The organism is Enterovibrio makurazakiensis, assembly GCF_050336585.1.
Classification (GTDB): Bacteria; Pseudomonadota; Gammaproteobacteria; order Enterobacterales; family Vibrionaceae; genus Enterovibrio; species Enterovibrio gelatinilyticus.
The window spans coordinates 59,796-86,673 of the sequence record NZ_JAKJSE010000021.1 but is presented as its reverse complement, the minus strand read 5'-3'; the positions used below and the strand labels follow the sequence as shown (position 1 = coordinate 86,673).

Genomic DNA, 26,878 nt, shown 5'->3' with positions numbered 1-26,878 from the left:
ATTTTCATCGGTTTTGAAGGAGATTGGCGAAGAGATGACACAGTTTTGGCGGTTAAAAACCTCTCGAAGTTGAATTAAAAGTCGTTATTTTCTTTTAATTTCTTTCGTTACATCAAATGCTTGCTGTACAAAAAACAGACGTAATGATGTCTTATTTGTTTTTGGTTTGAGTGTTAAATGTTACCGGTCACATCGAAATGTGTGATGTGCAACACATTTGGTGATTTGTCTCGCATTCGTGATGTATCTCCAATTGTAGAACCGCTGTTAATCTCTCTGCGCCTTGTATGTGACAGGCACGTAAAACATGAAATGGAGTATTCGACGATGAATGCAGAAAAAAACAAGATGTCCCTGACGACTCGCGTGTTGGTGGGTATGGTCATGGGTATCGCGACGGGATTTGCGATTCGCTTTCTTTTTGCGGACGAAGGGTTCGTTAACGAATACATTGTTAATGGCCTGTTTGACGTCGGCGGACAAATCTTTGTTGCCAGCTTAAAGATGCTGGTAGTGCCATTGGTGTTTGTCTCTTTGGTCTGCGGTACCAGTGCGCTAAAGGACATTGCAACCTTGGGGCGTTTAGGCGGTAAGACCCTTACATTCTATTTGGGCACCACTGCGCTTGCGATCACGCTCGCGATGAGCCTCGCACTCTTGTTTGGGCCAGGTAAAGGCGCGGACTTAACGGCTGCATCAAGCTTTAAAGCGGCGGAAGCGCCAACCTTGGGTGAAGTGATTGTGGGCATGTTCCCAACTAACCCAATTAGCTCTATGGCTGAAGGCAATACGCTGCAAATCATTATCTTTGCCGTGCTATTTGGCATTGCGATCAGTGCATCGGGTAAGCCGGGAGAGCGTGTCGCCGCTTTCTTCCGTGACATGAATGAGGTGATCCTCAAGCTGGTTGCGCTGCTGATGAACCTTGCGCCTTACGGTGTGTTCTGTTTGATGGCGAAGTTGTTCACCTCGCTGGGTCTTTCGGCAATTCTGAGCCTGGCGGAGTACTTCTTTGTTCTCGCGGGTGCACTGATTTTGCACGCCCTAGTCACTTACACCACGCTGCTGAAAGTGTTTGCTGGCCTTAACCCAATCACTTTCTTGAAGAAAATGGAAGACGCGATCATGTTTGCGTTCTCGACGGCTTCTTCAAACGCGACAATCCCTGTATCGATGGAAACGGCGACACGTCGTATGGGCGCAGACAACAAAATTGCCTCGTTCACCATTCCGTTGGGTGCGACCATCAATATGGATGGTACAGCGATGATGCAAGGTGTTGCCACTGTGTTTATCGCGCAGGCATTTAACGTTGATTTGACCTTGATGGATTACATGACTGTGATTCTAACGGCGACGTTGGCCTCAATCGGCACGGCAGGCGTGCCGGGCGTGGGTTTGGTTATGTTGGCGATGGTATTGAACCAAGTTGGCCTTCCATTAGAAGGTATCGCATTGATCATGGGTGTAGACCGCTTGCTGGATATGATCCGTACCGCGGTGAATATTACCGGTGACTGTGCGGTGACGTGTATTGTGGCGAAGAGTGAAGGTGCTCTGGATCTGAACCGTTACAACGATATGAAAGCGGGCGAAGAAGACGAGAAAATTGTTTTTAAGCCTTCAGTACAGTAATCGACAGTCATTCGGTAAGTTAACCTCGATAAGCGTCATCAATGGGTGGCGTTTATCATTCTCTCCTATTACCAAGATTTGTAAGTGTGCGCTGGGTTGTTCGAGACGCACATTGTTTCAAATGGTTTTCTAGTTATTGTTTTTAAAGCGCTTATTGGTGCGGTAAAGAAACAATTCTGATTGTCACCATCATATTTTTTCACTTTACTCGCTGGTTATTCCGGTGGATATTTTGTGGTTATTTTGAAGCACAATTTTTGGTGCTTTGTTGTTTATATTTTTAAATGGAGTTGTCGTTGTGAGTGATAAGAGCCACGATGAATTGATGTCACCGGACGGTGCTGTAACCCCGATTGATACGGATTATCAAATCGGTCAAGATAACATTGCCGTGAAGATTGGACCTTTTGGTTTGGATATTCACAACCGCGTATTTGTTATTTCAGGTTCAATGATAGCGCTTTTCGTCGCTGTCACTCTTCTATTTCGACAGTCGGTCGGTCCAGTTTTTAGTGAGATGAGAAACACCTTAACCTCACAAATGGATTGGTTCTTCATTGGTGCAGGTAACGTGTTCGTTATTCTGTGTCTCCTCCTGGTTGTCAGTCCACTTGGTAAAGTGCGTCTTGGCGGTACGAAAGCAAAACCTGATTACACCTATGTAGGTTGGTTTTCTATGCTGTTTGCAGCAGGCATGGGTATTGGCTTGATGTTCTATGGTGTGTCTGAACCTCTGTCTCACTACTCTGCGTCAATGGGCGGGGTTGTTGAAGCTGCGAATGGTTTGCGTACCGACTGGGCGCCACTGGGTGGTGCACTGGGTAATGCTGACGCAGCAAAAGACCTAGGTATGGCAGCAACGATTTACCACTGGGGTCTTCACCCTTGGGCAATCTATGCCTTGTTAGCGCTGTCTTTGGCTCTGTTCTCATTCAACAAAGGTTTGCCACTGACCATGCGTTCAGTGTTTTACCCTGTTTTTGGTGAGCGTATTTGGGGCTGGCCGGGTCACATTATCGATATCACCGCGGTGGTTGCGACCTTGTTTGGTTTGGCGACGTCATTGGGCTTTGGTGCGTCACAAGCGGCAGCGGGTCTTAACTATCTATTTGGTATTCCTAACGGCACACCAACGCAGATTGTGTTGATCATTGGTATTACAGGCCTGGCACTGAGTTCAGTGGTAGCGGGACTTGATGCGGGCGTGAAGCGTCTCTCTGAGTTCAACATGCTGATGGCAACCTTGCTGATGGTGTTTGTTATCGCAGTAGGTCCAACGCTTTCCATCTTTAGTAGCCTAGTGTCGAACATGGGCGCGTATTTTGAAAACCTGCCTGCACTGTCTATGCCGTTTGGTCGTGAAGATGCCAACTACTCTCAGGGCTGGACCGCTTTCTACTGGGCATGGTGGATGTCTTGGTCTCCGTTTGTCGGCATGTTCATTGCCCGCGTTTCTCGTGGACGTACTGTGCGTGAATTTATTGTCTGTGTGTTGATCATCCCGACATCAGTTTGTGTGATGTGGATGACTGCGTTCGGTACAACTGCCATTGAGCAAGTCCAAGACGGCTACCGTGCGGTTGTTGATGCTGAATTGCCATTGCAGCTATTCGCCATGTTGGATGGACTGCCGCTAGCAAGCGTGACGTCGCTGATTGGTATTATTCTTGTCGTGGTGTTCTTTGTGACATCTTCGGATTCAGGATCGCTCGTTATCGATACCATTTCTGCGGGTGGTAAAGTGGACTCTCCAGTTCCACAGCGTATCTTCTGGTGTACGTTCGTTGGCTTGGTGGCTATTTCTCTGTTGCTGGGTGGTGGTCTTGGTGCGCTACAAGCAATGGTGGTGTCGACAGGTCTACCATTCGGTATTGTTCTGCTTCTTTGTGCTTTCTCGCTAGTGAAGGGCCTGATGTCAGAGCCTCGTTCGTAGCCCGTTCGTAACATCAAAAAAATCCGGACGCTAGCGTCCGGATTTTTTGTATCGATACCTAAATGATCTGACCTGTAATTTCTCAGATGATTCAGGTATCGCAACAACGCTTCACACACTACCCAATGGCACTGACAGTGAGTGGGTTTGTTTTGGCTTCAAAGTGACACATTGACTGAATTACGATCGTCAGAGACGCATTTGCATAACTTGACTGGGTGACGAGTAGATAAAAATATCATTGGTTAGACACCCGTACTCATTGTTTAGGGTTCTATGCTTGCTAGTGGGGTGAAATTCCTCTTCACTGCGTGTTTACCGCCAGTATTAACTGTGAATACGCCAAGTTACGAGATATTTGTTATTAAGAAGCTCGTCACTTAAGCATTGAACACTAAGGATATGTTAAAGTGTTTGGTCTGCCAGTGAGCGTTTAATATGCCTGATGTCGACAGATGTCATGTTGGAATTGTCTTCCAAGCATATTCAACATCATTGACTGAATAACTCGCAAAACGGACAAAGGAGTTTACTGTGAGCGATAAAAGTCATGAAGAGTTAATGAAGCCTGACGGTAAGGTGAGCCCCATCGACACCGACTATCAGGTGGGTCAAGACAACATAGCACTAAAAATTGGCCCGCTCGGGCTAGACATTCATAACCGCGTATTCCTTATCTCAGGTCTCGCTATCGCACTGTTTGTCTTTGTCACACTCGCTTTCCAAAAAGACGTTGCGCCATTGTTTGGCGACATTCGTGGTTGGTTAACCTCAAATCTTGATTGGTTCTTTCTGACTGCGGGCGATATTTTTGTCGTTGTCTGTCTGTTTCTGATTGTTAGCCCATTAGGTAAAGTGCGTCTTGGCGGTACGGAAGCAAAACCTGATTACAGCTATCCAGGTTGGTTCTCCATGCTGTTCGCTGCGGGTATGGGCATTGGCTTGATGTTCTACGGCGTATCAGAGCCGCTGTCTCACTATGCATCTTCATTCGGTGGCACATCTGTTGAAAACGGTGTGAGAACTGACTGGGCACCATTAGGTGCAGCGGCCGGCGATGCTGCCGCTGCTGCAGATTTGGCCATGGCTGCCACTATCTATCACTGGGGCCTTCACCCTTGGGCGATCTACGCTATTTTGGCATTAGGCTTAGCACTGTTCTCGTTCAACAAAGGCTTACCACTCACCATGCGTTCTGTGTTTTACCCTCTTTTCGGTGAGCGTGTATGGGGTTGGACTGGCCACATTATTGATATTTTGGCTGTTGTCGCCACTTTGTTTGGTTTGGCAACGTCGCTGGGTTTCGGCGCTTCTCAAGCGGCTGCGGGTCTGAATTATCTGTTCGGTATTCCGTTGGGGACGACCACAGAAATCATTTTGGTCACACTCATCACTGGTCTGGCGCTTATCTCGGTGGCAGCAGGTCTGGATGCGGGCGTTAAGCGTTTGTCTGAAATCAACATGATGTTGGCGATGGCATTGCTGTTGTTCGTGATCATTATGGGGCCAACCCTTGCGATTGTGACCGGTTTCTTCGGTAACATGGCCTCATACATTGAGCACCTCCCAGCGCTTTCGATGCCGTTTGGTCGAGAAGATGCCAACTTCTCCCAAGGTTGGACCGCGTTCTATTGGGCGTGGTGGATTTCATGGTCACCATTTGTCGGCATGTTTATTGCGCGTGTTTCGCGTGGTCGTACGGTACGTGAATTCATCATTTGTGTATTGCTGATCCCATCGGCGGCGTGTGTCCTTTGGATGACGGCATTTGGCGGGACGGCGATAAGCCAAGTGGTTAACGACGGCTACATGGCGGTCACGGAATCGGCATTGCCGCTTCAGTTGTTCACCATGTTAGATGCACTGCCGTTGGCTCAGGTGACATCGTTTATTGGTATTATTCTGGTGGTTGTGTTCTTTGTCACATCGTCAGATTCAGGCTCGCTAGTGATTGATACCATTTCAGCGGGCGGTAAAGTTGACGCGCCGATGCCTCAGCGCGTGTTCTGGTGTACGTTTGAAGGCCTAGTTGCCATTGTACTTCTGCTCGGTGGTGGTTTGGTTGCCTTGCAGGCGATGGCGGTATCAACGGGCTTCCCGTTCACCATTGTTTTGTTAGTTGCCTGTGTGTCACTAATCAAGGGATTGATGTCTGAACCCCGCGGTTAAGCGCAATCAGGTGTAAGTAATGGGGCAGGCTTGTTCCCGTGCAACCTCAAGGGTTGCTTGGGAACAAGTCTGCCCTGTTTCGTCTGGTTAAGAATGAGCCAAGTATGGCTCTCAAGAGATTGAGAATTAATGGAAGCGGAACAAATCGAAATCGCAGCGTTTCTCAAGCAACACCCCCCTTTTGATGCGTTGCCTGAAGAGGTAGTCGACGACGTTGCTAAACACGTCGAAATCTCCTATTTCCGTGCAGAAACACCCTTGTATGAATACGGCGTGCCCATCAATGACTTGTGTGTGGTACGAAGTGGGGTATTAGAAATATACCGTCGAAACGGTGAGCTATTTAACCGTTTGTCTGAAGGCGGGATCTTCGGGCAGTGGGGGTTGCTGATGAACCGTCGGGTTCGATATGCCGCCAAAGCGATTGAAGACAGCTTGGTGTATTTCATTCCTGATACGGTGTTTGACGATCTTTTTGAACGCTTCGAAGTATTTTCTGATTTCATGGAAACGGAAGATACGACGCGTTTGCGTCAAGCGGTTGAAAGTCATAACGATAGTAATGATCTCACCACCTCTAAAGTGAGCTCGCTAATCATTCGCGACCCTGTCACCGTAGAGCGTGAAGCGACCATTCAGCAAGCCGCTCAGATCATGACCGAAGAAGGTGTGTCTTCGCTACTGGTGATGACCACTGAGGTGGATGAAGATAATCAAGAAACCACGAGAACCGTAGGGATCATTACTGACCGCGATTTACGTTCCCGTGTTATTGCTCTGGGTTTGCCTTATGAAACGCCGGTCTCTGAGATACTGACCCCGCAATTGATCACTCTCGACCACAATGCATATGTGTTCGAGGCGATGCTGACCATGTTAAGAAACAATCTTCATCATTTGCCGATCCTTCGCCATCAGAAGCCGGTGGGGGTCATTGCGCTGTCGGATATCGTGCGCTACGAATCGCAAAGCAGCCTTGTTATTGTGAGTAGTATCTACCGTCAGCAATCTGTTGATGATCTCGAAGTCATTGCTAAAGGCGTACCTGCGTGTTTCTCGCGTATGGTATCTGAAGATGCCAACTCCCACATGATTGGCTCTGCAATGGCGGTGATTGGGCGCAGCTTTAAGCAGCGTTTACTTGAGTTAGGCGAGGAAGAGTTTGGCCCACCGCCTGTTGCGTATTGCTTCTTGGCGTTGGGCTCTATGGCGCGTGATGAGCAGTTGATCGTGACCGACCAAGACAATGCCATGATCTTGGATGACAAGTACGACCCGAAAGAGCATGACGAATATTTTGCTAATTTGGCGAAGTTTGTGAGTGATGGCTTAGCCCGCTGTGGTTACAGCTATTGTACCGGTAACATCATGGCGACGAACCCTGAGTGGCGTAAAACACGTACGGAATGGGAAGCGTGTTTTGCTGATTGGATTGATCACCCTAATCCGAAATCATTGCTTAACAGCAGTATTTTCTTCGATCTTGATGGGGTATATGGTGCGACCAATTGGGCGGAAACACTCAAAGCATTCATTGGACGTCGTGCTCGCCGTAATAATCGCTTCTTGGCCTGTATGGCGCGAAATGCGCTGAACCGTACGCCGCCGTTGGGTTTCTTCAAAAATTTTGTCATGGAGCAGGACGGTCGCCACAAGAATTCGATGAATTTGAAGCGTCGCGGCACAGCGCCGCTGGCGGATCTCATTCGCGTGCATGCTCTGGCGGTTGACTCACGTTCTCAGAACTCATTTGAACGTCTTGATGACATCATTGAAGCGGGGATTTTGCCTAAGGGTAGAGGTGAAGATCTGCGTGATGCGATGGAGTTTATTTCGACGGTGCGTATTCGTCATCAGGCGCTGGATGTTGAATCTGATATTGAACCAGACAACAATATCGAACCGGATAATTTGTCTGAATTCGAACGCCGAAACCTGAAAGATGCCTTTGAAATATTGAGTAATGCGCAGAAGTTTTTGAAATATCGCTATCAGCCAAACCGCAGTAACTAGGAGGCAACATGCTATATCTTGAACCTCCTAAAAAAGCGTCTCATGCGACGGTTGGCCCTGATTGGGCAACGTTGATTGGTAGATTAAAACAAAAGGCCAAAGTGCCTTTGTTGAAGCGTTTTTACGACGTGACCAACACCAATGGAGACATGCCGCTTTCGGACGTGGAATTTGTTGCACTAGATCTTGAGACGACGGGGCTCGACCCAAAGACAAGCGAGATCATCAGCGTGGGGCTTGTGCCTTTTACTCTGTCACGTATTCATTGCCGTAAGGCCAAACACTGGATAGTGAAGCCTCGTAAAGCCTTGAATGAAGATTCTGTTGTGTTTCATGGTATTACCCACTCGGACATCTGTGACGCCCCTGATTTACGCCGTATTCTTGAAGAAGTATTGGCGGCATTGGAAGGTAAGATCGTCGTGGTACATTATCGTCGTATTGAACGAGAGTTCATTGATTCAGCGATTAAGCAACGATTGGGTGAGGGGTTACTGTTTCCAGTGATTGATACACTGGAAATTGAATCGTGGTTTCATCGTAAACCAAGGCACAAATTGTGGTCGCGTCTGTTTGGCAGACCGCTGACATCGATCCGTTTGGCGGACAGTCGTCGTCGTTACAACCTGCCGTTTTATCAAGGACACAATGCGTTGGTGGATGCGCTCGCCACGGCTGAACTCCTACAAGCACAAGTGGCACATCGATTCAGTCCTGATGATCCTTTGAAAACACTTTGGCGATAAGCAAAGGCAAAACAGTAGGGGAATGTTGCACATTTCCCTATTTGGATTTGCCGAAGTTCACGTTTTTTTCAATCCAACCTCATTGATTTCGGCCTGATACCCTAGTGCCTTTATCACTGTGTTAGAGTCAAAGTGTCCCGCCTAAAGGGAGTCGGTATCTGTCAGAGTTTCAGATGCATATATTCGTTGCCGACAAAGGATGGCAAGATGATTGAAGATAACAAAGTCGTAAAAATCGATTACACGGTAAAAGACGAATCAGGCCAAGTGATTGATTCTTCAGAAGGGAAAGAGCCGCTCGCATATTTGCACGGCACGGGCAATATTATTCCCGGCTTGGAAAATGCGTTAACGGGTAAAGCGGAAGGCGATGAGTTCAGCGCTGTCGTTCAACCTGATGATGCTTACGGCCCACGTAACGAAGCGATGATTCAAACCGTCGAGAAAAGCGTGTTTCAAGGCGTTGAAGAAATCGAAGTCGGTATGGTCTTTAATGCTCAAGGCCCTCAAGGTGACATCCAAGTCACTATCGCAGACATTGATGGTGACCAAGTGACTATCGATGGTAACCACCCACTTGCGGGCTTGGTGTTGCATTTTGAAGGCGTGGTACGTGAAGTGCGTGACGCGACTCAAGAAGAAATTGAACACGGCCACGTGCATTAAGCACGATGGTTGATTCACCCGTTCGGGTGGGAGAAAAGCAAGCCGTGATGGCTTGCTTTTTTGTTATTGGAAGAACACTTTTCTCGCTTCTCGCTTCTCGCTTCTCGCTTCTCGCTTCTCGCTTAGGGCTATTCGGCTCCGACCTCGATGCGCTCTAACAATTCATCAAAAAGATAAGCATCATCGAAATGACGTTCTCCGATAAACGCGATTGCGTGCATGCCTTGTTGCCTCATGGCACCAGGCGAACGAACACCAAACGGCCATAAAAACCAGCGCTCACCGCGTGCGCTCTCATCGATGATCCCGTGACGGTCGAAGGGACTCATTACTTCATCTTTTGGGGTTTCTAATGTTATCAATGAAGCCAAGTTTCTCGTCTCTAGTGCAATTGCGCTTAGCGCAGTCGTAGCGGGCATGTTATCGGTAAAACTCACTTGGCTAATCATATGATCTCCGCTAGTTAACGATACGGCTAGGCGAGCATTTTCAGTGGGGAGCGGTAAGTGATTCTCAATAGGGCGCTCATTATCGCTGGTCGTAAAACGCAGTGTTGGGTTCAGTGCATACACCATGTGGAAACACCCGCACTGGTGAATGGAATCAAAGATAAGGGGGGCGCCATTGGTATCTAAAGTCAGGCGAAGGTTGATGGCGTCAAAGTCGCCCGCGTAGGGGTCAAACGAGCCTTTTGCGGTTCTGGCTGGAAACCACAGCACATAGTTGAGCTGTGGCAGTATCTCTTCATCAAACCGTGTGTAGGAAACTGAGCGATAAATTCGCGGAAGCTTTGTGTTGATGATGGGCTTCCCATGATTATCGAACGCCAACGCACCAACCAAATCATCTTGTGACAAGGTTTCAACGGTCACCATGGGCGAGTAGTGATTGAGCAACTGACGTGCCTGTGATTCATCTAACATCGGCCACGTAAGCTTGGATGACTGACGAGCCTGTTTCATCATTTTCTCAATCTGTTCTTGTGACAATGTCGAACGCGTTTCACTGTAATGAAATGGATGGGCAAGAGCTCTGCCAAAATAACGTTGAATGTGGGCTTGTTCTTGCTTGATTCGTGATTCGGCGATCACGCTAGCAATCGGATACGCGCCCAACACGCGTTTCCAGTGTTGATACGCGGTGGGCGGCGTAGGGGCATTCTTCTCAATGGCTTTCCAGAAGCCATGATCATTCGCACTGTCTTCCATCAGCGTGTGTTGGCATTGGGTCAGTGCCATCCGTTTTGTATTTCCGACATGGGGTGTTAACGCCAACACGGTGGCAAGTTGCTGCTGACCGAGCATTGAAACATAACCAAGCCATTCGAGACGTGAAGCCTCGTCATTGAGCGAATCGGTCAGAGAGGCGCTGATGCGATCAAAAGCCAGATGCGGGAAGCGCGCGTCGAAGTAATAAGGCAAGGCGTAACTTCGCGTGTCTTCTACGGTTTGGTAGAAGGCAGCAAGTGACTGTTCGCATTGAGCTGAGACGCCATCAGAAGACTTGGGTGGTGGCGAAGATGTGCAGCCAGCTAATCCGGTAAAAAAGAGTAAGAAGGCGAACCAAGATCTCAGCATGGTATCTCCGGTTTGGGTTATGTTCTCTGTCTATTGTGGAGTGTGCGCAAATAAGCGGAAAAAATGAAAACAGAAAAGCAAAAAATGCTAAGTGGCGAGCTTTATATTGCCAGTGATCCTGAGTTAGTAGCAGATAAAATACGCTGCCGAGAAGCCATGCGTCGATTTAATCAAAGCCTTCCTGACAGTGACGAATGGAAAACTGCAAAGCGAGATTTGCTGCCGAATGCACCAGAGAGCGTGTATATCGAGCCCCCTTTCTTTTGTGACTATGGCATTCATACCGAGTTTGGTGAGAATGTGTTTATGAACTTCAACTGTACGATCTTAGATGTTGCTCCGGTTCGCATCGGTAACCGCGTGATGATGGCAAATAACGTACAGTTACTCACGGCAACCCATCCTTTGGATGTTGGGCGTCGGGCGTTCGATTTGGAAGAGTATGGTTTGCCAATCACAATTGGCGATAATGTTTGGCTAGGCGGCAGCGTGATCGTGTTGCCAGGTGTCACGATAGGCAAGAACTGCGTGATTGGTGCAGGGAGTGTGGTGACGAAAGATGTACCTGATAACAGTGTTGCAGTGGGTAACCCTGCGCGTGTTATTCGTGAACTAACGGAAGAAGAGGTGGTAGAGCGCCACTCTCGTTAAGTGAGCATTTCTAGCTCAGTTAACACATCAATCGCGAACTGATTGCTACCACCACAAATATCTCGGTCGGCTTTGAATTGGCTGCATACTGCTGGGCGATCTGGCTGACCGAATATTTTGCATAAATTGTCATCATTGAGCTGAATGCAGCGCTCACCGGCGGGTTTGCCGTTTGGCATTCCAGGAATGGCGGATGAAATGCTTGGCGCAATACAACATGCCCCGCAGCCTAAACGGCAACTCATTTCTTGCTCTTTCATCTAACGCGCCCAACACTCAATGACAATAAGGCGCGCACATTATCACTCCATCACGCTTTTCGCAAAATGCGTTTATAACTTGCTGATATTCGGCACCAGGGTACGGGTCAATGAGGGGAAGGAGGGATAGTCCTTGAACTTTTTGAGCTGGGTGGTATAACGGGCGCCTCTTAGCGTTATCTCAACATCAACGGTATAAACGAACATGACGACACCTTTCTGGGAACAAAAAACACTGACTGATATGACGGATGCAGAGTGGGAATCGCTGTGCGACGGCTGTGGGAAGTGCTGTCTTCATAAGTTGATTGATGAAGATACCGAGCAGCTTTATTACACCAACATCGCATGCAGTCTGCTGGACGATAAAACGTGTTCATGTAAAGACTACGCCAATCGTTTCAGCTATGACGAAGACTGCTTAAAGCTATCTCGCGACAAAATTGAAGAATTCTACTGGCTGCCAGACACCTGCGCATACCGCTTGTTAGCAGAAGACAAACCGCTGCCAGCTTGGCACCCGTTAATCACGGGTTCGAAAGATGCGATGCATGCCGCCGATGAATCTGTTCGCGAGAAAGTCGTGTATGAAATCGATGTGCTCGATTGGGAAGACCATATTCTGAACCATCCAAGCCGAAAGTAAGGTTATAAAGGGTTTTCAGTCGGTTAGATAATGGCGCATTGCCAATAAAACCCAATAATCCGTCATATTCTTAAAATCTGCCGCCACTTTGTCGCCACTATATGGCGATGGAGTGGCGACGTTATTGTAAGGTAAAGCACACCTTAATCAGTGTGATTTGAAGCCTTATTCCAAAGAGCGGCCAAATGTTCTAGCTAAATGTTTGTATGCATTTGGGTATCTATAGTCAGGAATGTCTATGTTCAACATGCCCTGAATAATTTCTTTTTCAGCGAGTTCTGTAATCTTAAGCTCGCTTTGCAACTTTCTCCCATAGTCAAACATCCTATTTATCTTGGCTTGCATTTCACCGAGCTCACATAGTTGGGATTCCATATTCATGCGCCACACTGACTTACGAATCAGTGATATGTCTGAGTACTCACTTTGTGCTCTAGCCGATATGTACTGGTTCATGCTTAGGACATCGGCCATTGCCTCTACTACTTCAATATTTGCATGCTGCATGCAATTTGAGAATATGACAGTTGCACTATCAATGTTTAGCTTTGGTGGAGCAGGCTTTTTACTTTGCCTCGGTGGGTCTGCTTGCCAAAATTCATAGGTTCCTTTGTAGAACTGCGCAAGCTCTTTCGCGTTTTGAGTCAAGTCTGACAAAGCTTGAGGCAACATTGCTCGGGCAGCTAACAACTGACTCTCACGTTTTTGTTTATCTTGGTATTTTGCTGCATAGACGGCCACTAAGCTGGCAGCGAAGGCTATCATTGCAGCGTTTAGTGTTTGCCAGTGAGACCAGACCCCTTGAACATAAGACCAATTACCGCCCCCATCAAGCCAAGGCTTAATAGTCATCATCACGATGTATGTGCAGATTAGAGCAATTGCAAAGATTGAGGTAGCGATCGTTATGAATGTTCTAAAGAGCAGTTTTGGAGACTCGATGCGATCTTTAATCGCCTTAAAGCCGCGAACACTCCTATCCATGCATTCGCAAACTAAATCGTAGCCATCCTTTTGAAGCTGAGTCCATAAATTGGAGTGATGCATTGACGAGCTCTCCCAATCAAGATGTGAAAGAGTCTAATTCTATAACTCTAACTAGAATATTGATATTTAAAGGTTTTGCTAGAAATGTGATGTCTAGCCATCGAATGGCTAGGCAGGCTCTAACTAGGTTTTGACCAAATTTAACGTTTAGTCCTGTTGATCTAACACGCTTTGTTCCTAAAAGGACTAACTCAATTTGTTTTACCATGCCTACCATTCACAAGATGCCTTATGAACCAATGTCCAACATCTTACAAATTCGACAGCGGATTCTTCGTCAAGGCTTCATCAAGGTGTTCAGGGGCAAAGTGCGTGTAACGCATGGTTTGTTTGATGTCGCTATGCCCTAGAATTCGCTGAAGCACGATGATGTTTCCGCCGTTCAACATAAAGTGGCTGGCGAACGTGTGGCGCAGAACGTGAGCGGCTTGACCGTTTAAACGGGGGAAGGTGCGGGAAATAAAACGATATACCGTAGAATAACCAATGCTGAACAGTGGGCCTGCTTTCTCTGGGGCGATCTCATTGTACAGTGATTCGCTGATTGGCACTGCTCTGGTCTTTTTGCCTTTCGTCTTCGTGAATATCACTTTGTTTTTGCTTATCTGCGCACTTGTGAGTTTTGCCACCTCACCAAAGCGAGCGCCTGTTGAAAGGCAGAGCTTAACAACCTTCATTAAATCTGGGTGCGTTGTATGAGCTTCAGCCGCCGCAATGAGCTGGCGAATTTCATCTGTAGTCAGAAACTCCATTTCATCTTCATGCAATCGGAACTGACGCACAGACTTCAACGGGTTCTCCGATTTCCATTCACCCATGCGCTGCAACTCAACAATCACAGCATTCATTAAATCCTGCTCATTGTTGCAAGTCCGAAAGCTAACGGCAGAACATTTTCCTTGCTGGTCTTCAATGTCACCGGCTAATCGCTTTGCGCGAAAGTCGGTATACATGGCAGGGGTGAGCTTATGGTAAAGCGGATCGCCTAAGCCCAAAGCCATGGTTTATCGTTCACCTCTTTCGTGGTGCTCTCCTGCATTATCTGTGGCAGAAAACGCCAGTTTAGACTGTCTTGGCATAGGGGAAGTGGGCAGCCCACATTCTTATCCTTTGTGTACAAAAAAATCCGCTGTACAAAAATAATGAACAAACGATAAAAATGAACGGATGGACAGGCAGCATATATCCTGTACAAATAATAGAAGTGTACAAAAAAAATGAACATGACAAAAAATTGAACAATGCATGGTCAGATGCTAAATTTAAGCCACGAATTGAATGAGTGAACTCGTGGAGTCCAGATGTACGCAGAAGTGCAATCAAAGAATGTATTTGACGTAGAGGCCTATCTCAAACTCATGCAAGAGGAGTTTGATTTACCGTATAAAAAATTCAATTACATCCATTGTGATCGCGAAACATGTGCTGAGCTGGCGCGTAATGGCTATCCAACGCTTCGTCTGCATCATGTCCCGAAAGCAACGGGACACTCCATTCCACTATTTATGAGTACCCGTCACGCTTTTGGTGAGGACAAATACGTTTTGGTTTCAGACTACATAAATCCATCATTTGCAGAATCGCTCAAGCAAAATAATATTCAGTTTCTAGATAAAAACGGCAATGCCTACCTCAAGCAAAAACCTTTTTATATTTATGTGCGCGGTAACAAAAATAAGTCAGCGTCTAGCACCAAAGCTAGCAACCCGTTCGGAAGAGCTTTTAACAATAAAGGTTTGCAGGTGGTGTTTGTACTGTTGACCGCCTCAGCTCCATTTGATTTGACCTATCGCGACTTGTCTGAGCGGGCGGGAGTATCCCTTGGGGTAGTTGGTCCAGTACTAAAAGACCTTGAGGCAAATGGGTATATTGACATGCACTACAAGGGAATCGTGGATCGTAGAGGTTTGATCAAAGCATGGACCAAGAATTATACTCGTTTGATCAATCGGAACCAAACTGAAGAACGCTTTACCACAGAGTATGAGGACTGGGACTCACGATTCATGTCTTTGGCTGATGATGCTTTGATTGGCGGAGAGTTCGCTGCAGATAAATACACCCACTACCTCAACTCACGCAGCGCGAGGGTGTATGCAGACAATCAAACTTTCAAAGACATACAAAAATCTCTCAGATTGAGAAGGGTCAAGCCCGGTGAATATCCGCTAACTGCGATAGAGCATGTGACCCCATTTACATTTATCGATGTGCTTCGTGGAAAGAAAAGTCACTTGGTTCACCCGCTCATCGTGTATGCCGAGCTTTTAGCATCAAATGATGCTCGGAATGCAGAAGTGGCAGAGAGGTTGTATGAAAAATGGCTTAATTGATATCACTGGAAAACTAAATGATGGGCATGTCGATATATATAGTGATGTTGACCGACTGACAAAAGAACTCGATATTGAATATGTAGTTGTGGGGGCTATGGCCCGTGATCTGGTGCTTGCATTTGGGTTTGGTGCGAAGATCACACGAGGTACCCGTGATGTAGACTTTGGAATATGTGTTAAAAGCTGGGGGCAATTTCATCAACTGGCTGAAAGGCTACAAAGCTCTGGGTTTGAACGTGATCGGAGTATCGAGCACAGATTTTCGCGTATCTGCAGTGATAAATTGCCTTGGGAAATCGACGTCGTTCCTTTTGGGGGGGTGGCCGTAGAAAATGCCATCGCTTGGCCGCCAAGAGGCGATATTGAAATGAGTGTGTTGGGCTTTACTGAAGCGTGTGAGAATGCGATGCAAGTTAAAGTCAGGGATGATCCAGAGCTTGTTGTTCCTGTTTGCTCACCCGCAGGTATTACCCTTCTTAAGCTCATTTCTTGGCGAGATCGTGACGTCCAGAAAAGGAAAAAGGATGCTGTAGACTTGCTCTATCTTATCGAGAACTATAAAAAAATTCCTCAGGTCGAGGAGTTGCTATGGGCGGATGAGTGGATGGATAAATATGATTTCGATGGTGATAAAGCTTCTGCGGCAAAGCTTGGGCACGATGCGAAAGCGATTGCCTCACCAGAGACAGTGGCATACCTCAAAGCCGAGTTGTTCGAACAGCCTCAATTAATGGAAAGGCTGGCACGGGAGATGGTGAGCGCAACTCGTCACATTGAAGATACAGAAGCATATTTACAAAGCCTGTCGGAGCAATTTTAAACGATCCACATATAATGATTATGTGAAATAGCCGATAACGGTTGTCCTTAATGCCGTCAGCGTCACCGAATTTCTTTTAGTGCATGTTACCGACGGTATAAGCCAATCTAAATTTCAGTACCAATTCCCACTAACTTAGAGTAGAAAGAGAGCCCAGACTCATCGGTCGTCGCCACTTTGTCGCCATTAAATTCAAGTTGTTAAGATAACTCAATGATAATATTAAATATTTCCATGCATGCTTTAGATTGCCACATTCTGAATCATCCGAACCGAGGCCAATAAGCGTGAAGCTCGTTCTTGGTCCGATGGAAGGTGTGCTTGATGCATTGATGCGTCAAATGCTGACCGAAATTAACGGATACGATCTGTGTGTTACCGAATTTGTGCGCATTGTTGATGCGCTGCTTCCACCGCGTGTTTATCACCGTATGTGCCCGGAACTCGAAGCGGGGGGTAAAACCGCTTCTGGGACACCTGTTCGCGTACAATTGCTTGGTCAATCTCCACAATACATGGCGGAGAATGCAGCCCAAGTGATTGAGCTTGGTTCTGCGGGGGTCGATATCAATTTCGGTTGCCCGTCTAAAACGGTGAATGGAAGCAAAGGCGGCGCTGCGCTGCTCAAAGAACCTGAGCTGTTGTTCCAAGTAGTGAAAGCGGTACGCAATGCCGTTCCCGCTGGCAATGTGGTCAGTGCCAAAGTGCGTTTAGGGTTTGATGATTGCTCGTCGTATCGTGAGATTGTTGATGCAGTGCAATTAGCGGGTGCAGACGAAATTGTGGTGCATGGTCGCAGCAAAGCGGATGCTTACAAGCCGGGTACAGTACGTTGGGATTTGATCGGTGATATCACCCAGCGCTTGCGTATTCCGGTAACAGCGAACGGCGATATTTGGAACCAAGAAGATGCACTGCGCTGTCAGGCTATGACTGGCTGCGACACCTTAATGGTGTGCCGTGGCGCGTTGAATGTGCCCAATCTCGGCGCTCATATAAAACGCGGCGAAGCCATGATGTCATGGCACGCTGTGTTGGCGCTGTTGGTGCGTTACTCTGAATTTGAAATTCGTGGCGATAAGGGCTTGTACTACGCGAACCGTGTGAAGCAATGGTTCAGATACTTGCAAGTGCAGTATCCTCAATCGAATGTTCTGTTTACTGAAATTCGCCAATTGAAAGACAAGCAGCAGATTTTGAATATCATCACTAAAGCACTGTATGATGTTGAAAGGCAGGTTGCGCTCCATCCTGAAGAAGTTGTGTCAGCTTAATTGATGCTTTTTGTAAAATGCTTCGAAAAATATAATCAATTCTTCAATGTGCTATGTGTTTCCAGCTTGGTGTGACTCAGACGTTATGATGAACTATTCGTTCATCATAACGAAAGAGAATGTAAACGCGTTGTATGGGTGCTCCCCGCGCCGTAGGGTATTTCGGTGATTGTCAGCTATCGACGTAAACTAAATTGGCTACATGGTCATCGCCGCGACAGTGGCTGCTGATGACGACTCTGTGCAGCGCCAGATGATTAAGCTTCAAGACTTTTGCTTGGTGAATCAATAAATACCAAAACTAATCGCAAATTCCAGTATGTCGTGTATCCATTCATCAGAAATCCTCTATTCTCCTCGACTTTTTAATCTATCACTTTGGATATCACTCTTTTCGACACTAAAGTTCGGGAACATTTTTGATATGGATATATTTAATCATGAAATACTTTGTTGCTATCATCCTCTTATTTTTTCCAATAGCTGCTTTAGCAGCTACTTGTTTGGATGAGGGAGGAATAAGTGTAGATATCGGGGTTACTACCGTTGAAGACACTAGCTCCATTGTTAAAACGGGATGTACAATGGTTTGTACGACTTTTTGTGACAAGGATGGGAACTGCACGACCGTTTGTACCCCACAATGTTGGTTTGGGAAAATTGATAACTCTTCTCAAGGTGCAGGTGCCCCAATGTGCCCACGAATGATGAACCCAGTTGATCATCTTGTTTATCCAATATATTTCAATGAAGTTGCCAAGAGAAATAGCATCGGAGATTCGCAAAGATGAAGCCGCTCCATTTTGCTGTTGTGGGATTTTTTATCGGCGCAACATCAGGTGCGCTAATTACCTATCAAGTACTCAGTGGCGACATCGAAACCGATGAAGTAGCTAATGTAATTGTGCGAAATTTTCCCGTTAGTGAGAAAGCATCTAGTATCGAAGTGTCAAAAGACACCAAAATTCAAGAGGTTGATAAGCCGCTTAATGAAAAAGCTCACACTATTAATAACATTCGAGTTGGGAATAGTGATGGGGGTTTTGTTGAAGAGGGCACGAATGAAGTCTGGCAAACGGTTGACTTAGAACCTTCTCTAGTGACTAATGATCTCCATTTACCAAAGCAAGGTTCTGAAAGAGATGATGCCTACGATGCACTCTTGTTATCAACTGAAACCAATGCTTTATTTGAGAGGTTTAATCAAAAGCACATTGAGTTTCGAAGTGAAAATACAGCACCGGAGTGGCAATTTGAAACACAGCAGAAAATTCACGACTTCTTTGGTTTATATGTCAATAAAGGTGGTGTAAATCTCGATGGTATAGATTGCAAATCTAAAACTTGCGAGTTACGGGTCAGTGGTGATTTGGATTCATTACAACCGGGACAAGCTGTCTGGGACTTTATGAAAGAGCAAACTATCGGATTCAATGGTTTGGTGAGCATTGATAGTAATGACCAAACTGAACAGAAACGTCACTTCATCTATTTGATTGGTATCTCGGGATGATAATTAGTACATCAAAAGTTGCCTGCTAAGCAGCAGGCGGTTTGATTTAGCTGTACTGATGTCAACGATTCAGTGAAGTATTACTCAATACTGATTAAGAACTCGACCCGAGAGAACACGTCTATCGATTCGAGCTGACCAGCTTTCTTCTGATAATAATGCTGTGATCATGCCTCGTGCAACGCGTACGGCTTCAACGGGCTCCAAATCAGCCAGAGGACCAGCCAGAAACGGTGAGAGGGCTGGCATAAATCGTTGAAGCATCTGTTCGTCTTTTCTTGGCGTGTCTCGCTCTCCAAGCAGAGGGCCTGGGCGCGCAATCAATAACCGTTTAAAGCCCATGTCAGAGATGGTGCGCTCCATTCTCCCTTTACATCTTAGGTAGTGAGACGGTGACCAAGGGTGGCTAAATAGACTAGATACCACAGCGAGGTGTTTAACGCCCATTACCGCCATCATGCGTGCCACTTTCACGACCAATTGATAATCAACGGCTTCCAATGCTTGCTTGGATCCAGCTTGTTGTTTTGTGGTGCCAAGAGCAATGTAGCCTTGTAAAGGCACAGGCCATTGGGGTTGCCAGTGTGTCACAGACAAGTCTGGGCTCTGATGAACAATGATTTTCTCAGATACAACAGCAATAGGACGACGCGTGACAATGTGAATATGCGTCACATTTGGGTCGCCCAGCAATTGATGTAATAACTCGTCACCCACCAAGCCTGTGGCTCCGGCAAGAATGACACTTCGAGACGATGGCAAGAGAATTTCCTTTCGTTTTCTGTCGCCGCTAAGGCTACCACGGTTTGTGCAAAAAGATTCAAGATGTTAGCGCGAATATTTGGTAAAACGCGAACTATTGCACGTTAAAATCAGCGCTAAATTTGTGGAAATAGTAGGGGCAGACTGGGGTAGCTCGGGTATATCTAGCGATAATCGGTATAATATCGACAACTTTAATTTTCGAGAACCGTAATGACAACTTTGGTTGAACTGTCAGAAAACTGGGAAGGCATGCCTGCGACTTTTATTGAAGGTGCACTGCTTGCTGCGAACCTTTCACCCGCACCGCTTGATCCCGCTTTGTGGCAGCCTATTTTGTTGACTGGTGGTGTAGATGAAGACAACATCGAACCTCTGACGACGGAGCAAAAGCAATCCATTATGCTGCGCTTTGAGCAGCAATATGTGGCGCTGATGAAGCATGAATATGTGTTGCCGCAATTACTTTCACTCGATGCAGCTCGCCACGAGGGTCATCAAGCCTTTGCTGAAGGTTTCCTTGCCGTTTGGCCTCATATTGAAGCTGCTTGGCAGGAAGTGACTGTCTCTGATGGCAGCCGTCGCATGTTGTCAGCACTGATGACTACCATGCTGTTTCTTCACGATGAACAGGGCACTCTGGCGCAAATGGAAGAGGCGGGCTTAGCGTCGTTGCCGTCACCAGAAAAATACTATCAGCAATTGGCATTGATGATTAACGAAGTCGCTCTTGCCGCAGATGAAGTACAGCAAGGTTCTGGTGCTCGTGCAGTTAACCCTTATAAATCAGTCGGACGAAATGACCCTTGTCCTTGCGGTAGCGGGAAGAAATTCAAGAAGTGTTGCGGTAAATGATAACCGCTCCGGTTCTTGTGGTTGCTGGTGTCATCACCGACGGTGAGCGTGTGTTAATTACCCAGCGCCACGGTGTTGAAGGCGAAGCGGGTCTCTGGGAATTTCCAGGAGGTAAAGTCGAAGCGGGTGAAACGGATCAAGAAGCCTTGGTGCGTGAGCTGGTGGAAGAGTTAGCGATAAATGTGGAGGTTGGTGAGTTCTTAGTTGAAACGCTACATCACTATCCCACTAAGTCCATTTTACTGCGTAGTTATCGTTGTCTGGCTGTGGCTGGAGAGTTTACCTTGCATTGCCATCAAGCCATGGCATGGGTTTCGCCCGCAGAACTAGACCGTTATTCGTTTAGTGGTGCTGACCTACCGCTTGTTAGTTATTTGCAGCGGATTTGAATGCAGTTGTAGATAGCAGACAGCAGAGCAATAAAAATCCCAGCGTAGGCTGGGATTTTTATTGGTGTAGGCATTCAGGTTAGCGTCTAGAACAAGCGACGCTCACGTGGTTTACCGAAGAACTGTGACAGCACAACAAGCCCAAATACGACAAGCATCGCGCCGTAAATGATCACCAGCCACTGTGGCATGGTGAGTGTCATGAATTCCCATACGATTTTGCTGCAATCACCGCTGGCTTCAAACATCCACGGAACCCATTGGTTAAGTGGCGCCCAAGACGGGAACGAAACGAAGATGTCACAGGTCGCCCCAAAGAGATCATTTGGGTCTGGGAATTGATAGCCAACGTGTTCAATCGATAGCTTAAGCCCCCATCCCGCTGATACGCCCCATGCCGCGAGGCTGAGCCAGCGGAACATGCCGTTGCTTGGTGCAATCATACCGATGAGGCCAGCTCCAAGAACGCCTATCATGGCAACGCGCTCATAAATACACATCACACAAGGTGCGAGATTCATGATGTGTTGGAAGTACAGCGCACAAGCTTCGAAAGCAAATGCAGACAGCATCAGCAAGAACCATGCACCGCGTCCGCGAGATATTTGATTGAAGTAGGACAACATAGGTTACAAATCCGTTTTAAAACAAAAAAGCCCCACTTGATTGTGGGACTTTGATATTCAAAGGTTTATTGGACAGAAAATCAATACTTAATGACCAGTAGTTACTGCGCCAACCGCTTCAACTGTACCGAGTGAGATCCAACCTACAGAGTCGAACCAATCCGTCATTGGAATTAGCAGTAGTTCGATACCCGCCAAGCCAACCAAACCCATCACAATGGTGTATGGCAAAGCCATGTAAACCATCTTCCCGTAAGACAAACGCAGCAGTGGAGCAAGCGTTGATGTTAACAAGAATAGGAACGCAGCTTGACCGTTAGGTGTTGCTACCGATGGTAGGTTAGTACCGGTATTGATTGCGACAGCCAACAGTTCAAATTGTTCGCGAGTAATCATGCCTTCCGTCAACGCCGCTTTTACTTCGTTGATGTAAACCGTACCTACGAATACGTTATCAGACACCATAGAAAGCAATCCGTTCGCAATGTAGAACATGGTGAGCTGTGCGCCACCTTCCATTTGCAGTACGGCAGCAATGACTGGGGTAAAGAGTTCCTGATCAACGATAACCGCAACCACCGCAAAAAAGACGGCAAGTAGTGCGGTGAATGGCAGAGCTTCTTCAAACGCTTTACCGATGTGGTGCTCGTCAATCACACCAGTGAAAGAGGTGGCCAGAATGATAACCGTTAGGCCAATCAAGCCCACTGCAGCAAGGTGCATCGCCAGCGCGATTACCAAGAAAACGGCGATACATGCTTGAGCGACAAGTTTCGCCACATCGATGTTTGTGCGTTTTGCGCGTTCGGCAGCGTCAAACTCTAACAAGATGTTACGTACGTTTTCTGGCAGCTTTGTACCGTAGTCAAACAAACGGAACTTCTCAACGACCACACAGGTGATGAGACCACAAATGAGGACAGGAAGAGTGACAGGTAGCATGCGAATAATAAATTCGCCGAACTGCCATCCTGCCTTCTCTGCAATGATAAGGTTTTGTGGCTCACCAACCATGGTCATTACACCACCAAGTGCAGTACCGACGCCGGCATGCATGAGCAGGCTACGAAGAAAGGCACGGTATTGCTCAAGGTCATCACGGCTTAGATCGTCACCAAGATTGTCATCAGAAGTGTGGTCATTGTCAGCAGACCCGCCTGAAGCGACACGGTGGTAAATAGAGTAGAAGCCAACAGCAACACTGATGATAACGGCGATTACCGTTAGGGCATCCAAGAACGCAGAAAGCAGTGCAGCAGCGGCGCAGAAAGCCAGAGAAAGCAGAGACTTTGATCGGATACCAAGCAGTATTTTGGTAAACATGAATAGCAATAGCTGCTTCATGAAGTAAATGCCTGCCACCATAAAGATAAGCAATAGCAAGACTTCAAAGTTGGCAACAAGCTCGTGTTTAACGGTTTCTGAGCTTGTCATACCAATGGCAACGGCTTCGATGGCTAATAGACCACCGGGCTGAAGAGGGTAGCATTTTAATGCCATTGCCAATGTGAAGATGAATTCAACGACGAGCAACCAACCGGCGACAAATGGGTCAATTGCAAAAACAATAGGGTTGATAATCAAAAACGCGATAATCGCCGCTTTGTACCAATTGGGCGCCTTACCGAGAAAGTTCTTGGTAAAAGCATTCCTTAGCGTAATGGCCATGTCTGTGTCTCTGTTCTTATTAGAAAAAGCAAGTCTTCTTGGGGGCTTGAAATGAAGATGTAAACAAGCTGTTGCGTTTGGAGATGGTCAGGTTTCTCTTTTGCGATTTCTGCTGAATCAAGCAAAGTAAACATGCGAATGTTCAATCACTCGGCAAAAAATCGCCATTGAAACCCATCGCATAGGCAAACTCGGAGCACACAATACAGCGACTTTCCAAACAGTCAACAATCCTTTGCATGTTAATTAAATTACTGGAGTATGTTACGAAAAAACGAAACGCGAATCGGTTCGTATCGAAATACTTTGTAACATTTGGGCGCGCTTATTCTATGCGTGAGTCTGGTTGTATACAGTGATGCGGATCAAGGTTAAACAGTACGTTGGTAACTAGTGGGCATTTATTCAGGCGTTTAGACTAACAAGATGGTCTTAAGCTTCGTTTGGTAAAGGAAACGTTCCGCCCGTGTAAGGAATGTTGATAGAAATATGTTGGATATGGTTCCTTATGTGGAACGCTGATGTTACGTCAGGTTATTTAGCTAACTGTGATGTATAACAGTAAATCAAGGCTAAATGCGCCCACGTGAAGACACGGATAGGTTTCTAGGTGGTAACCTTCAGTGGTATGATGAGTTATTAAACAAAATAAGAAGCAACTTGGAAACAACACTCAATGGTTATAAAGGCGGACAGCCCGGCAACGTTTGCTGAGAAATACATTATCGAGAGCATTTGGAATAATCATTTTCCTCAAGGTTCAATTCTTCCTGCAGAGCGTGAATTGTCAGAGTTGATTGGTGTGACTCGTACAACGCTTCGTGAAGTGTTGCAGCGCCTCGCTCGTGATGGATGGTTGACGATACAGCACGGCAAACCAACTCGTGTTAATGACTACATGAATACCTCTGGCCTGAATATCTTAGATACTTTGGTTACGCTAGAGGGTGAAGATGTCCATGGTGTCCTTGAAAACTTGTTGTCTGCGCGTACCGATATCGGTGGCGTATACATGCGTTATGCTGTGAAAAATGACGCGCAAGCGTGTGCTGCCTTGATTGAGAAAGTAATCAGTCGCTGCGAGTCGTTGCTAGCGAGTGATAGCTTCTCGAGCTTTGTTGAAGCGGTAGAAGAAAAGCCTGCTATTCAGCAGGATGTTAAAAAGATTTTTGATTCATTCGGCAAAGTAGACACTGAAGTCTGCGAAGCGGTGTGTCGTGGTCGTGCATTCAACCATTACGACTACATGCTCTTCCAAGGTATGGCTCAACTTTCTGGCAACAAGGTATATGTGTTGACCATGAATGGGATGCGCAAAATATACTCACGCGTTGGCGGCTACTATTTCATGGATAAGCATGCTTGCGAGTTGGCGTTGCAGTTTTATCGTGACCTACTCAGTATTTCGGTTGAAGGTCGTCATGGTGATGTTATGGATCGTATCAAGCAATACGGTCGCGAAAGTGGCGCCATGTGGTTTGTTAACCGTGACACCATTGCGAAACTGATGGAACAAGAAGAAGCGTAATAGGCTTCCAAGTTTATGCATAGCATCAGGTTAAGCATCGCGCTTTAGCCAACCATCGCGTTTTAGCCAACAAAGATGCCAAAGCAAGAATAAAAAAACCGCCTACTTGGCGGTTTTTGTTTTTCTGTACCCTAGCGCTTTTAACTGGGCGGGTTGTTCGAGGTATTCGTGTTCTAGGTTCTAGGTTCTAGGTTCTAGGTTCTAGGTTCCCGGGATTAAATCTGGGTCAAATTGCGGGCGTTTTGGACACGTCGCGATAATCTTCCCTTTTCCATCCGTTGTTTCTTCTTCCAATATGACTTCAAAGCCCCACAAGCGATGTACGTGCTTTAACACCTCTTCATGTGAGTCACCGAGAGGGATTCGGTTATGTGGCACGTAGCGGAGGGTGAGTGCGCGATTACCACGCAGATCCACATCCCACACCTGAATGTTGGGTTCATGGTTGCTGAGGTTGTATTGCGCAGAAAGTTTTTCACGAATTTGTCGGTACCCTTCTTCATCGTGGATGCAAGTGACTTCAATGAAATTCTGTTTATCGTCATCGTTAACGGCGAAGAATTTCATGTCTCGCATTACTTTGGGGGACAGAAACTGACTAATGAAGCTCTCGTCTTTAAAGTTATGCATGGCAAAGTGCATGGTCTCTAACCAATCTGAGCCAGCAATTTCGGGGAACCAATATTTGTCTTCTTCAGTTGGCGACTCACAGATACGTCGAATATCTGTAAACATCGCAAAACCTAGAGCGTACGGGTTAATACCACTGTAGTAACGGCTATTGTATGGCGGTTGTGCTACCACATTGGTGTGACTGTGCAAAAACTCCATGATAAAGCGATCAGTGACGAGCCCTTCATCATAAAGGTGATTTAATATTGTGTAGTGCCAGTAGGTCGCCCAACCTTCGTTCATCACCTGCGTTTGTTTTTGCGGGTAGAAGTATTGGCTGACTTTACGCACGATGCGAACAATTTCGCGCTGCCAAGGCTCAAGCAACGGCGAATGCTTTTCGAAGAAATAGAGAATGTTCTCTTGCGGCTCAGAAGGGAATCGCTCCACGGTTTTTTCACGCACTTTCTCGCTGGTAGGAATGGTGCGCCATAGGGCGTTAACTTGGGTTTGTAGATAGTCTTCACGTGATTTTTGACGCGCCTTTTCCTCCGCCATGGAGATTTTTTGCGGTCGTTTGTAACGATCGACACCGTAATTCATCAGCGCATGGCAAGAGTCGAGCAGTTTCTCGACGTCATCAACGCCGTATTTTTCTTCGCACTCACTGATGTATTTTTTGGCAAACAGCAGGTAATCGATAATGGAGCCTGCATCTGTCCATGTTTGGAACAGATAATTGCCTTTGAAGAAAGAATTATGTCCGTAACAAGCATGAGCCATGACCAAGGCTTGCATGGTGATGGTGTTTTCTTCCATCAAATAGGCAATACAAGGGTCAGAGTTGATGACGATTTCATACGCCAGCCCCATGTGCCCGTGCTTGTAGCCACGCTCTGTTTCGATGAACTTCTTACCAAATGACCAGTGACTGTAGTTGATTGGCATGCCGACGCTGGAGTATGCGTCCATCATCTGTTCAGCAGTAATGATTTCAATTTGGTTGACGTAAGTGTCTAGCCGATAGTGTTCAGCGACTCGTTTTATTTCGTTGTGGTACTGGTCCAGAAGATCAAATGTCCAATCTGGACCATCGCTGAGCGTCTTCTTTTTGTTTTTTGCTGCGACTGCCATGGAAGTCCTCCTTGGATA

At 46.6% G+C, this 26,878-nt stretch carries 24 protein-coding genes; 16 read left to right on the top strand and 8 right to left on the bottom strand.

Features of this window, described 5'->3' with window-relative positions; translation table 11 throughout:
• The first annotated feature begins 327 nt into the window (after positions 1 to 327).
• The 6 genes from L4D06_RS16615 to L4D06_RS16590 all read left to right on the top strand — a co-directional run bounded on the left by L4D06_RS16615 (position 328) and on the right by L4D06_RS16590 (position 9,162).
• Positions 328 to 1,635: a dicarboxylate/amino acid:cation symporter gene (locus tag L4D06_RS16615; protein WP_274165085.1), complete on the top strand. Its 1,308-nt coding sequence runs from the start codon at positions 328 to 330 to the stop codon at positions 1,633 to 1,635.
• Positions 1,636 to 1,933: 298 nt separating this feature from the next.
• Complete coding sequence (locus L4D06_RS16610; RefSeq protein ID WP_274165086.1) at positions 1,934 to 3,568, top strand: BCCT family transporter; 1,635 nt, start codon at positions 1,934 to 1,936, stop codon at positions 3,566 to 3,568.
• A 561-nt stretch (positions 3,569 to 4,129) separates the two neighbouring features.
• Positions 4,130 to 5,737 carry a BCCT family transporter gene (locus L4D06_RS16605; RefSeq protein ID WP_420791223.1) on the top strand — a complete coding sequence of 536 codons (1,608 nt, stop codon included), beginning with the start codon at positions 4,130 to 4,132 and terminating at the stop codon, positions 5,735 to 5,737.
• A gap of 129 nt (positions 5,738 to 5,866) precedes the next feature.
• Complete coding sequence (locus L4D06_RS16600) at positions 5,867 to 7,750, top strand: DUF294 nucleotidyltransferase-like domain-containing protein (protein WP_274165088.1); 1,884 nt, start codon at positions 5,867 to 5,869, stop codon at positions 7,748 to 7,750.
• Between the two features lie 8 nt (positions 7,751 to 7,758).
• Positions 7,759 to 8,496, top strand: a complete 738-nt coding sequence (locus tag L4D06_RS16595) for a 3'-5' exonuclease (protein WP_429740470.1) — start codon at positions 7,759 to 7,761, stop codon at positions 8,494 to 8,496.
• Between the two features lie 207 nt (positions 8,497 to 8,703).
• Positions 8,704 to 9,162, top strand: a complete 459-nt coding sequence (locus L4D06_RS16590) for an FKBP-type peptidyl-prolyl cis-trans isomerase (RefSeq protein WP_429740469.1) — start codon at positions 8,704 to 8,706, stop codon at positions 9,160 to 9,162.
• A 128-nt stretch (positions 9,163 to 9,290) separates the two neighbouring features.
• Here the strand turns inward: L4D06_RS16590 and L4D06_RS16585 are convergent, their stop codons facing one another.
• Positions 9,291 to 10,739 carry a hypothetical protein gene (locus tag L4D06_RS16585; protein WP_429740468.1) on the bottom strand — a complete coding sequence of 483 codons (1,449 nt, stop codon included), beginning with the start codon at positions 10,737 to 10,739 and terminating at the stop codon, positions 9,291 to 9,293.
• Between the two features lie 63 nt (positions 10,740 to 10,802).
• Here L4D06_RS16585 and L4D06_RS16580 point away from each other — a divergent pair, with 63 nt between their 5' ends.
• Complete coding sequence (locus L4D06_RS16580) at positions 10,803 to 11,390, top strand: sugar O-acetyltransferase (protein WP_274165092.1); 588 nt, start codon at positions 10,803 to 10,805, stop codon at positions 11,388 to 11,390.
• On the opposite strand, the gene L4D06_RS16575 is transcribed toward L4D06_RS16580, so the two are convergent.
• On the bottom strand, positions 11,387 to 11,635 hold the full coding sequence (locus tag L4D06_RS16575; RefSeq protein WP_274165151.1) for a YkgJ family cysteine cluster protein: 249 nt from the start codon (positions 11,633 to 11,635) through the stop codon (positions 11,387 to 11,389). The genes L4D06_RS16580 and L4D06_RS16575 overlap by 4 nt on opposite strands.
• Before the next feature lie 220 nt (positions 11,636 to 11,855).
• Here L4D06_RS16575 and L4D06_RS16570 point away from each other — a divergent pair, with 220 nt between their 5' ends.
• Positions 11,856 to 12,296 (top strand): YcgN family cysteine cluster protein, encoded by a 441-nt coding sequence (locus tag L4D06_RS16570; RefSeq protein WP_429740467.1) that lies wholly within the window; start codon positions 11,856 to 11,858, stop codon positions 12,294 to 12,296.
• Positions 12,297 to 12,461: 165 nt separating this feature from the next.
• On the opposite strand, the gene L4D06_RS16565 is transcribed toward L4D06_RS16570, so the two are convergent.
• The gene (locus L4D06_RS16565) at positions 12,462 to 13,343 is read right to left on the bottom strand and encodes a hypothetical protein (RefSeq protein ID WP_429740466.1); all 882 of its coding nucleotides are present in this window, start codon (positions 13,341 to 13,343) and stop codon (positions 12,462 to 12,464) included.
• Positions 13,344 to 13,594: 251 nt separating this feature from the next.
• Positions 13,595 to 14,344 (bottom strand): phage integrase, encoded by a 750-nt coding sequence (locus tag L4D06_RS16560; protein WP_429740465.1) that lies wholly within the window; start codon positions 14,342 to 14,344, stop codon positions 13,595 to 13,597.
• A 300-nt stretch (positions 14,345 to 14,644) separates the two neighbouring features.
• On the opposite strand from L4D06_RS16560, the gene L4D06_RS16555 reads away from it, so the two are divergent.
• The 5 genes from L4D06_RS16555 to L4D06_RS16535 all read left to right on the top strand — a co-directional run bounded on the left by L4D06_RS16555 (position 14,645) and on the right by L4D06_RS16535 (position 19,286).
• Entirely contained in the window at positions 14,645 to 15,676 is a 1,032-nt protein-coding gene (locus L4D06_RS16555) for a type IV toxin-antitoxin system AbiEi family antitoxin (RefSeq protein WP_429740464.1), read from the top strand.
• Positions 15,657 to 16,499 carry a nucleotidyl transferase AbiEii/AbiGii toxin family protein gene (locus tag L4D06_RS16550; protein ID WP_429740463.1) on the top strand — a complete coding sequence of 281 codons (843 nt, stop codon included), beginning with the start codon at positions 15,657 to 15,659 and terminating at the stop codon, positions 16,497 to 16,499. Before L4D06_RS16555 ends, L4D06_RS16550 begins: the two co-directional genes overlap by 20 nt.
• A gap of 287 nt (positions 16,500 to 16,786) precedes the next feature.
• Entirely contained in the window at positions 16,787 to 17,773 is a 987-nt protein-coding gene (gene dusC, locus L4D06_RS16545) for a tRNA dihydrouridine(16) synthase DusC (RefSeq protein WP_429740462.1), read from the top strand.
• Between the two features lie 440 nt (positions 17,774 to 18,213).
• Positions 18,214 to 18,564: a hypothetical protein gene (locus L4D06_RS16540; RefSeq protein ID WP_429740461.1), complete on the top strand. Its 351-nt coding sequence runs from the start codon at positions 18,214 to 18,216 to the stop codon at positions 18,562 to 18,564.
• Entirely contained in the window at positions 18,561 to 19,286 is a 726-nt protein-coding gene (locus tag L4D06_RS16535) for a hypothetical protein (RefSeq protein WP_429740460.1), read from the top strand. The genes L4D06_RS16540 and L4D06_RS16535 overlap by 4 nt, the downstream gene beginning before the upstream one ends.
• Before the next feature lie 84 nt (positions 19,287 to 19,370).
• Here L4D06_RS16535 and L4D06_RS16530 read toward each other — a convergent pair whose 3' ends face one another.
• On the bottom strand, positions 19,371 to 20,048 hold the full coding sequence (locus tag L4D06_RS16530) for a Rossmann-fold NAD(P)-binding domain-containing protein (RefSeq protein WP_429740459.1): 678 nt from the start codon (positions 20,046 to 20,048) through the stop codon (positions 19,371 to 19,373).
• 213 nt (positions 20,049 to 20,261) lie between these two features.
• Between L4D06_RS16530 and L4D06_RS16525 the strand changes: the two genes are divergently transcribed.
• Together L4D06_RS16525 and L4D06_RS16520 are read left to right on the top strand one after the other, a co-directional pair.
• Positions 20,262 to 20,903, top strand: a complete 642-nt coding sequence (locus L4D06_RS16525) for a YecA family protein (RefSeq protein ID WP_429740458.1) — start codon at positions 20,262 to 20,264, stop codon at positions 20,901 to 20,903.
• Entirely contained in the window at positions 20,900 to 21,292 is a 393-nt protein-coding gene (locus tag L4D06_RS16520; RefSeq protein WP_274165106.1) for a (deoxy)nucleoside triphosphate pyrophosphohydrolase, read from the top strand. Before L4D06_RS16525 ends, L4D06_RS16520 begins: the two co-directional genes overlap by 4 nt.
• Positions 21,293 to 21,378: 86 nt before the next feature.
• Here L4D06_RS16520 and dsbB read toward each other — a convergent pair whose 3' ends face one another.
• Positions 21,379 to 21,918, bottom strand: coding sequence for a disulfide bond formation protein DsbB (gene dsbB, locus L4D06_RS16515; RefSeq protein WP_274165107.1), 540 nt, complete (start codon positions 21,916 to 21,918; stop codon positions 21,379 to 21,381).
• 87 nt (positions 21,919 to 22,005) lie between these two features.
• Positions 22,006 to 23,586 carry a Na(+)/H(+) antiporter NhaB gene (nhaB, locus tag L4D06_RS16510; RefSeq protein WP_274165108.1) on the bottom strand — a complete coding sequence of 527 codons (1,581 nt, stop codon included), beginning with the start codon at positions 23,584 to 23,586 and terminating at the stop codon, positions 22,006 to 22,008.
• A 676-nt stretch (positions 23,587 to 24,262) separates the two neighbouring features.
• Here nhaB and fadR point away from each other — a divergent pair.
• Complete coding sequence (gene fadR, locus L4D06_RS16505; protein WP_274165109.1) at positions 24,263 to 25,114, top strand: fatty acid metabolism transcriptional regulator FadR; 852 nt, start codon at positions 24,263 to 24,265, stop codon at positions 25,112 to 25,114.
• Between the two features lie 201 nt (positions 25,115 to 25,315).
• On the opposite strand, the gene L4D06_RS16500 is transcribed toward fadR, so the two are convergent.
• Positions 25,316 to 26,860 (bottom strand): SpoVR family protein, encoded by a 1,545-nt coding sequence (locus L4D06_RS16500; protein ID WP_274165110.1) that lies wholly within the window; start codon positions 26,858 to 26,860, stop codon positions 25,316 to 25,318.
• Positions 26,861 to 26,878: the final 18 nt, after the last annotated feature.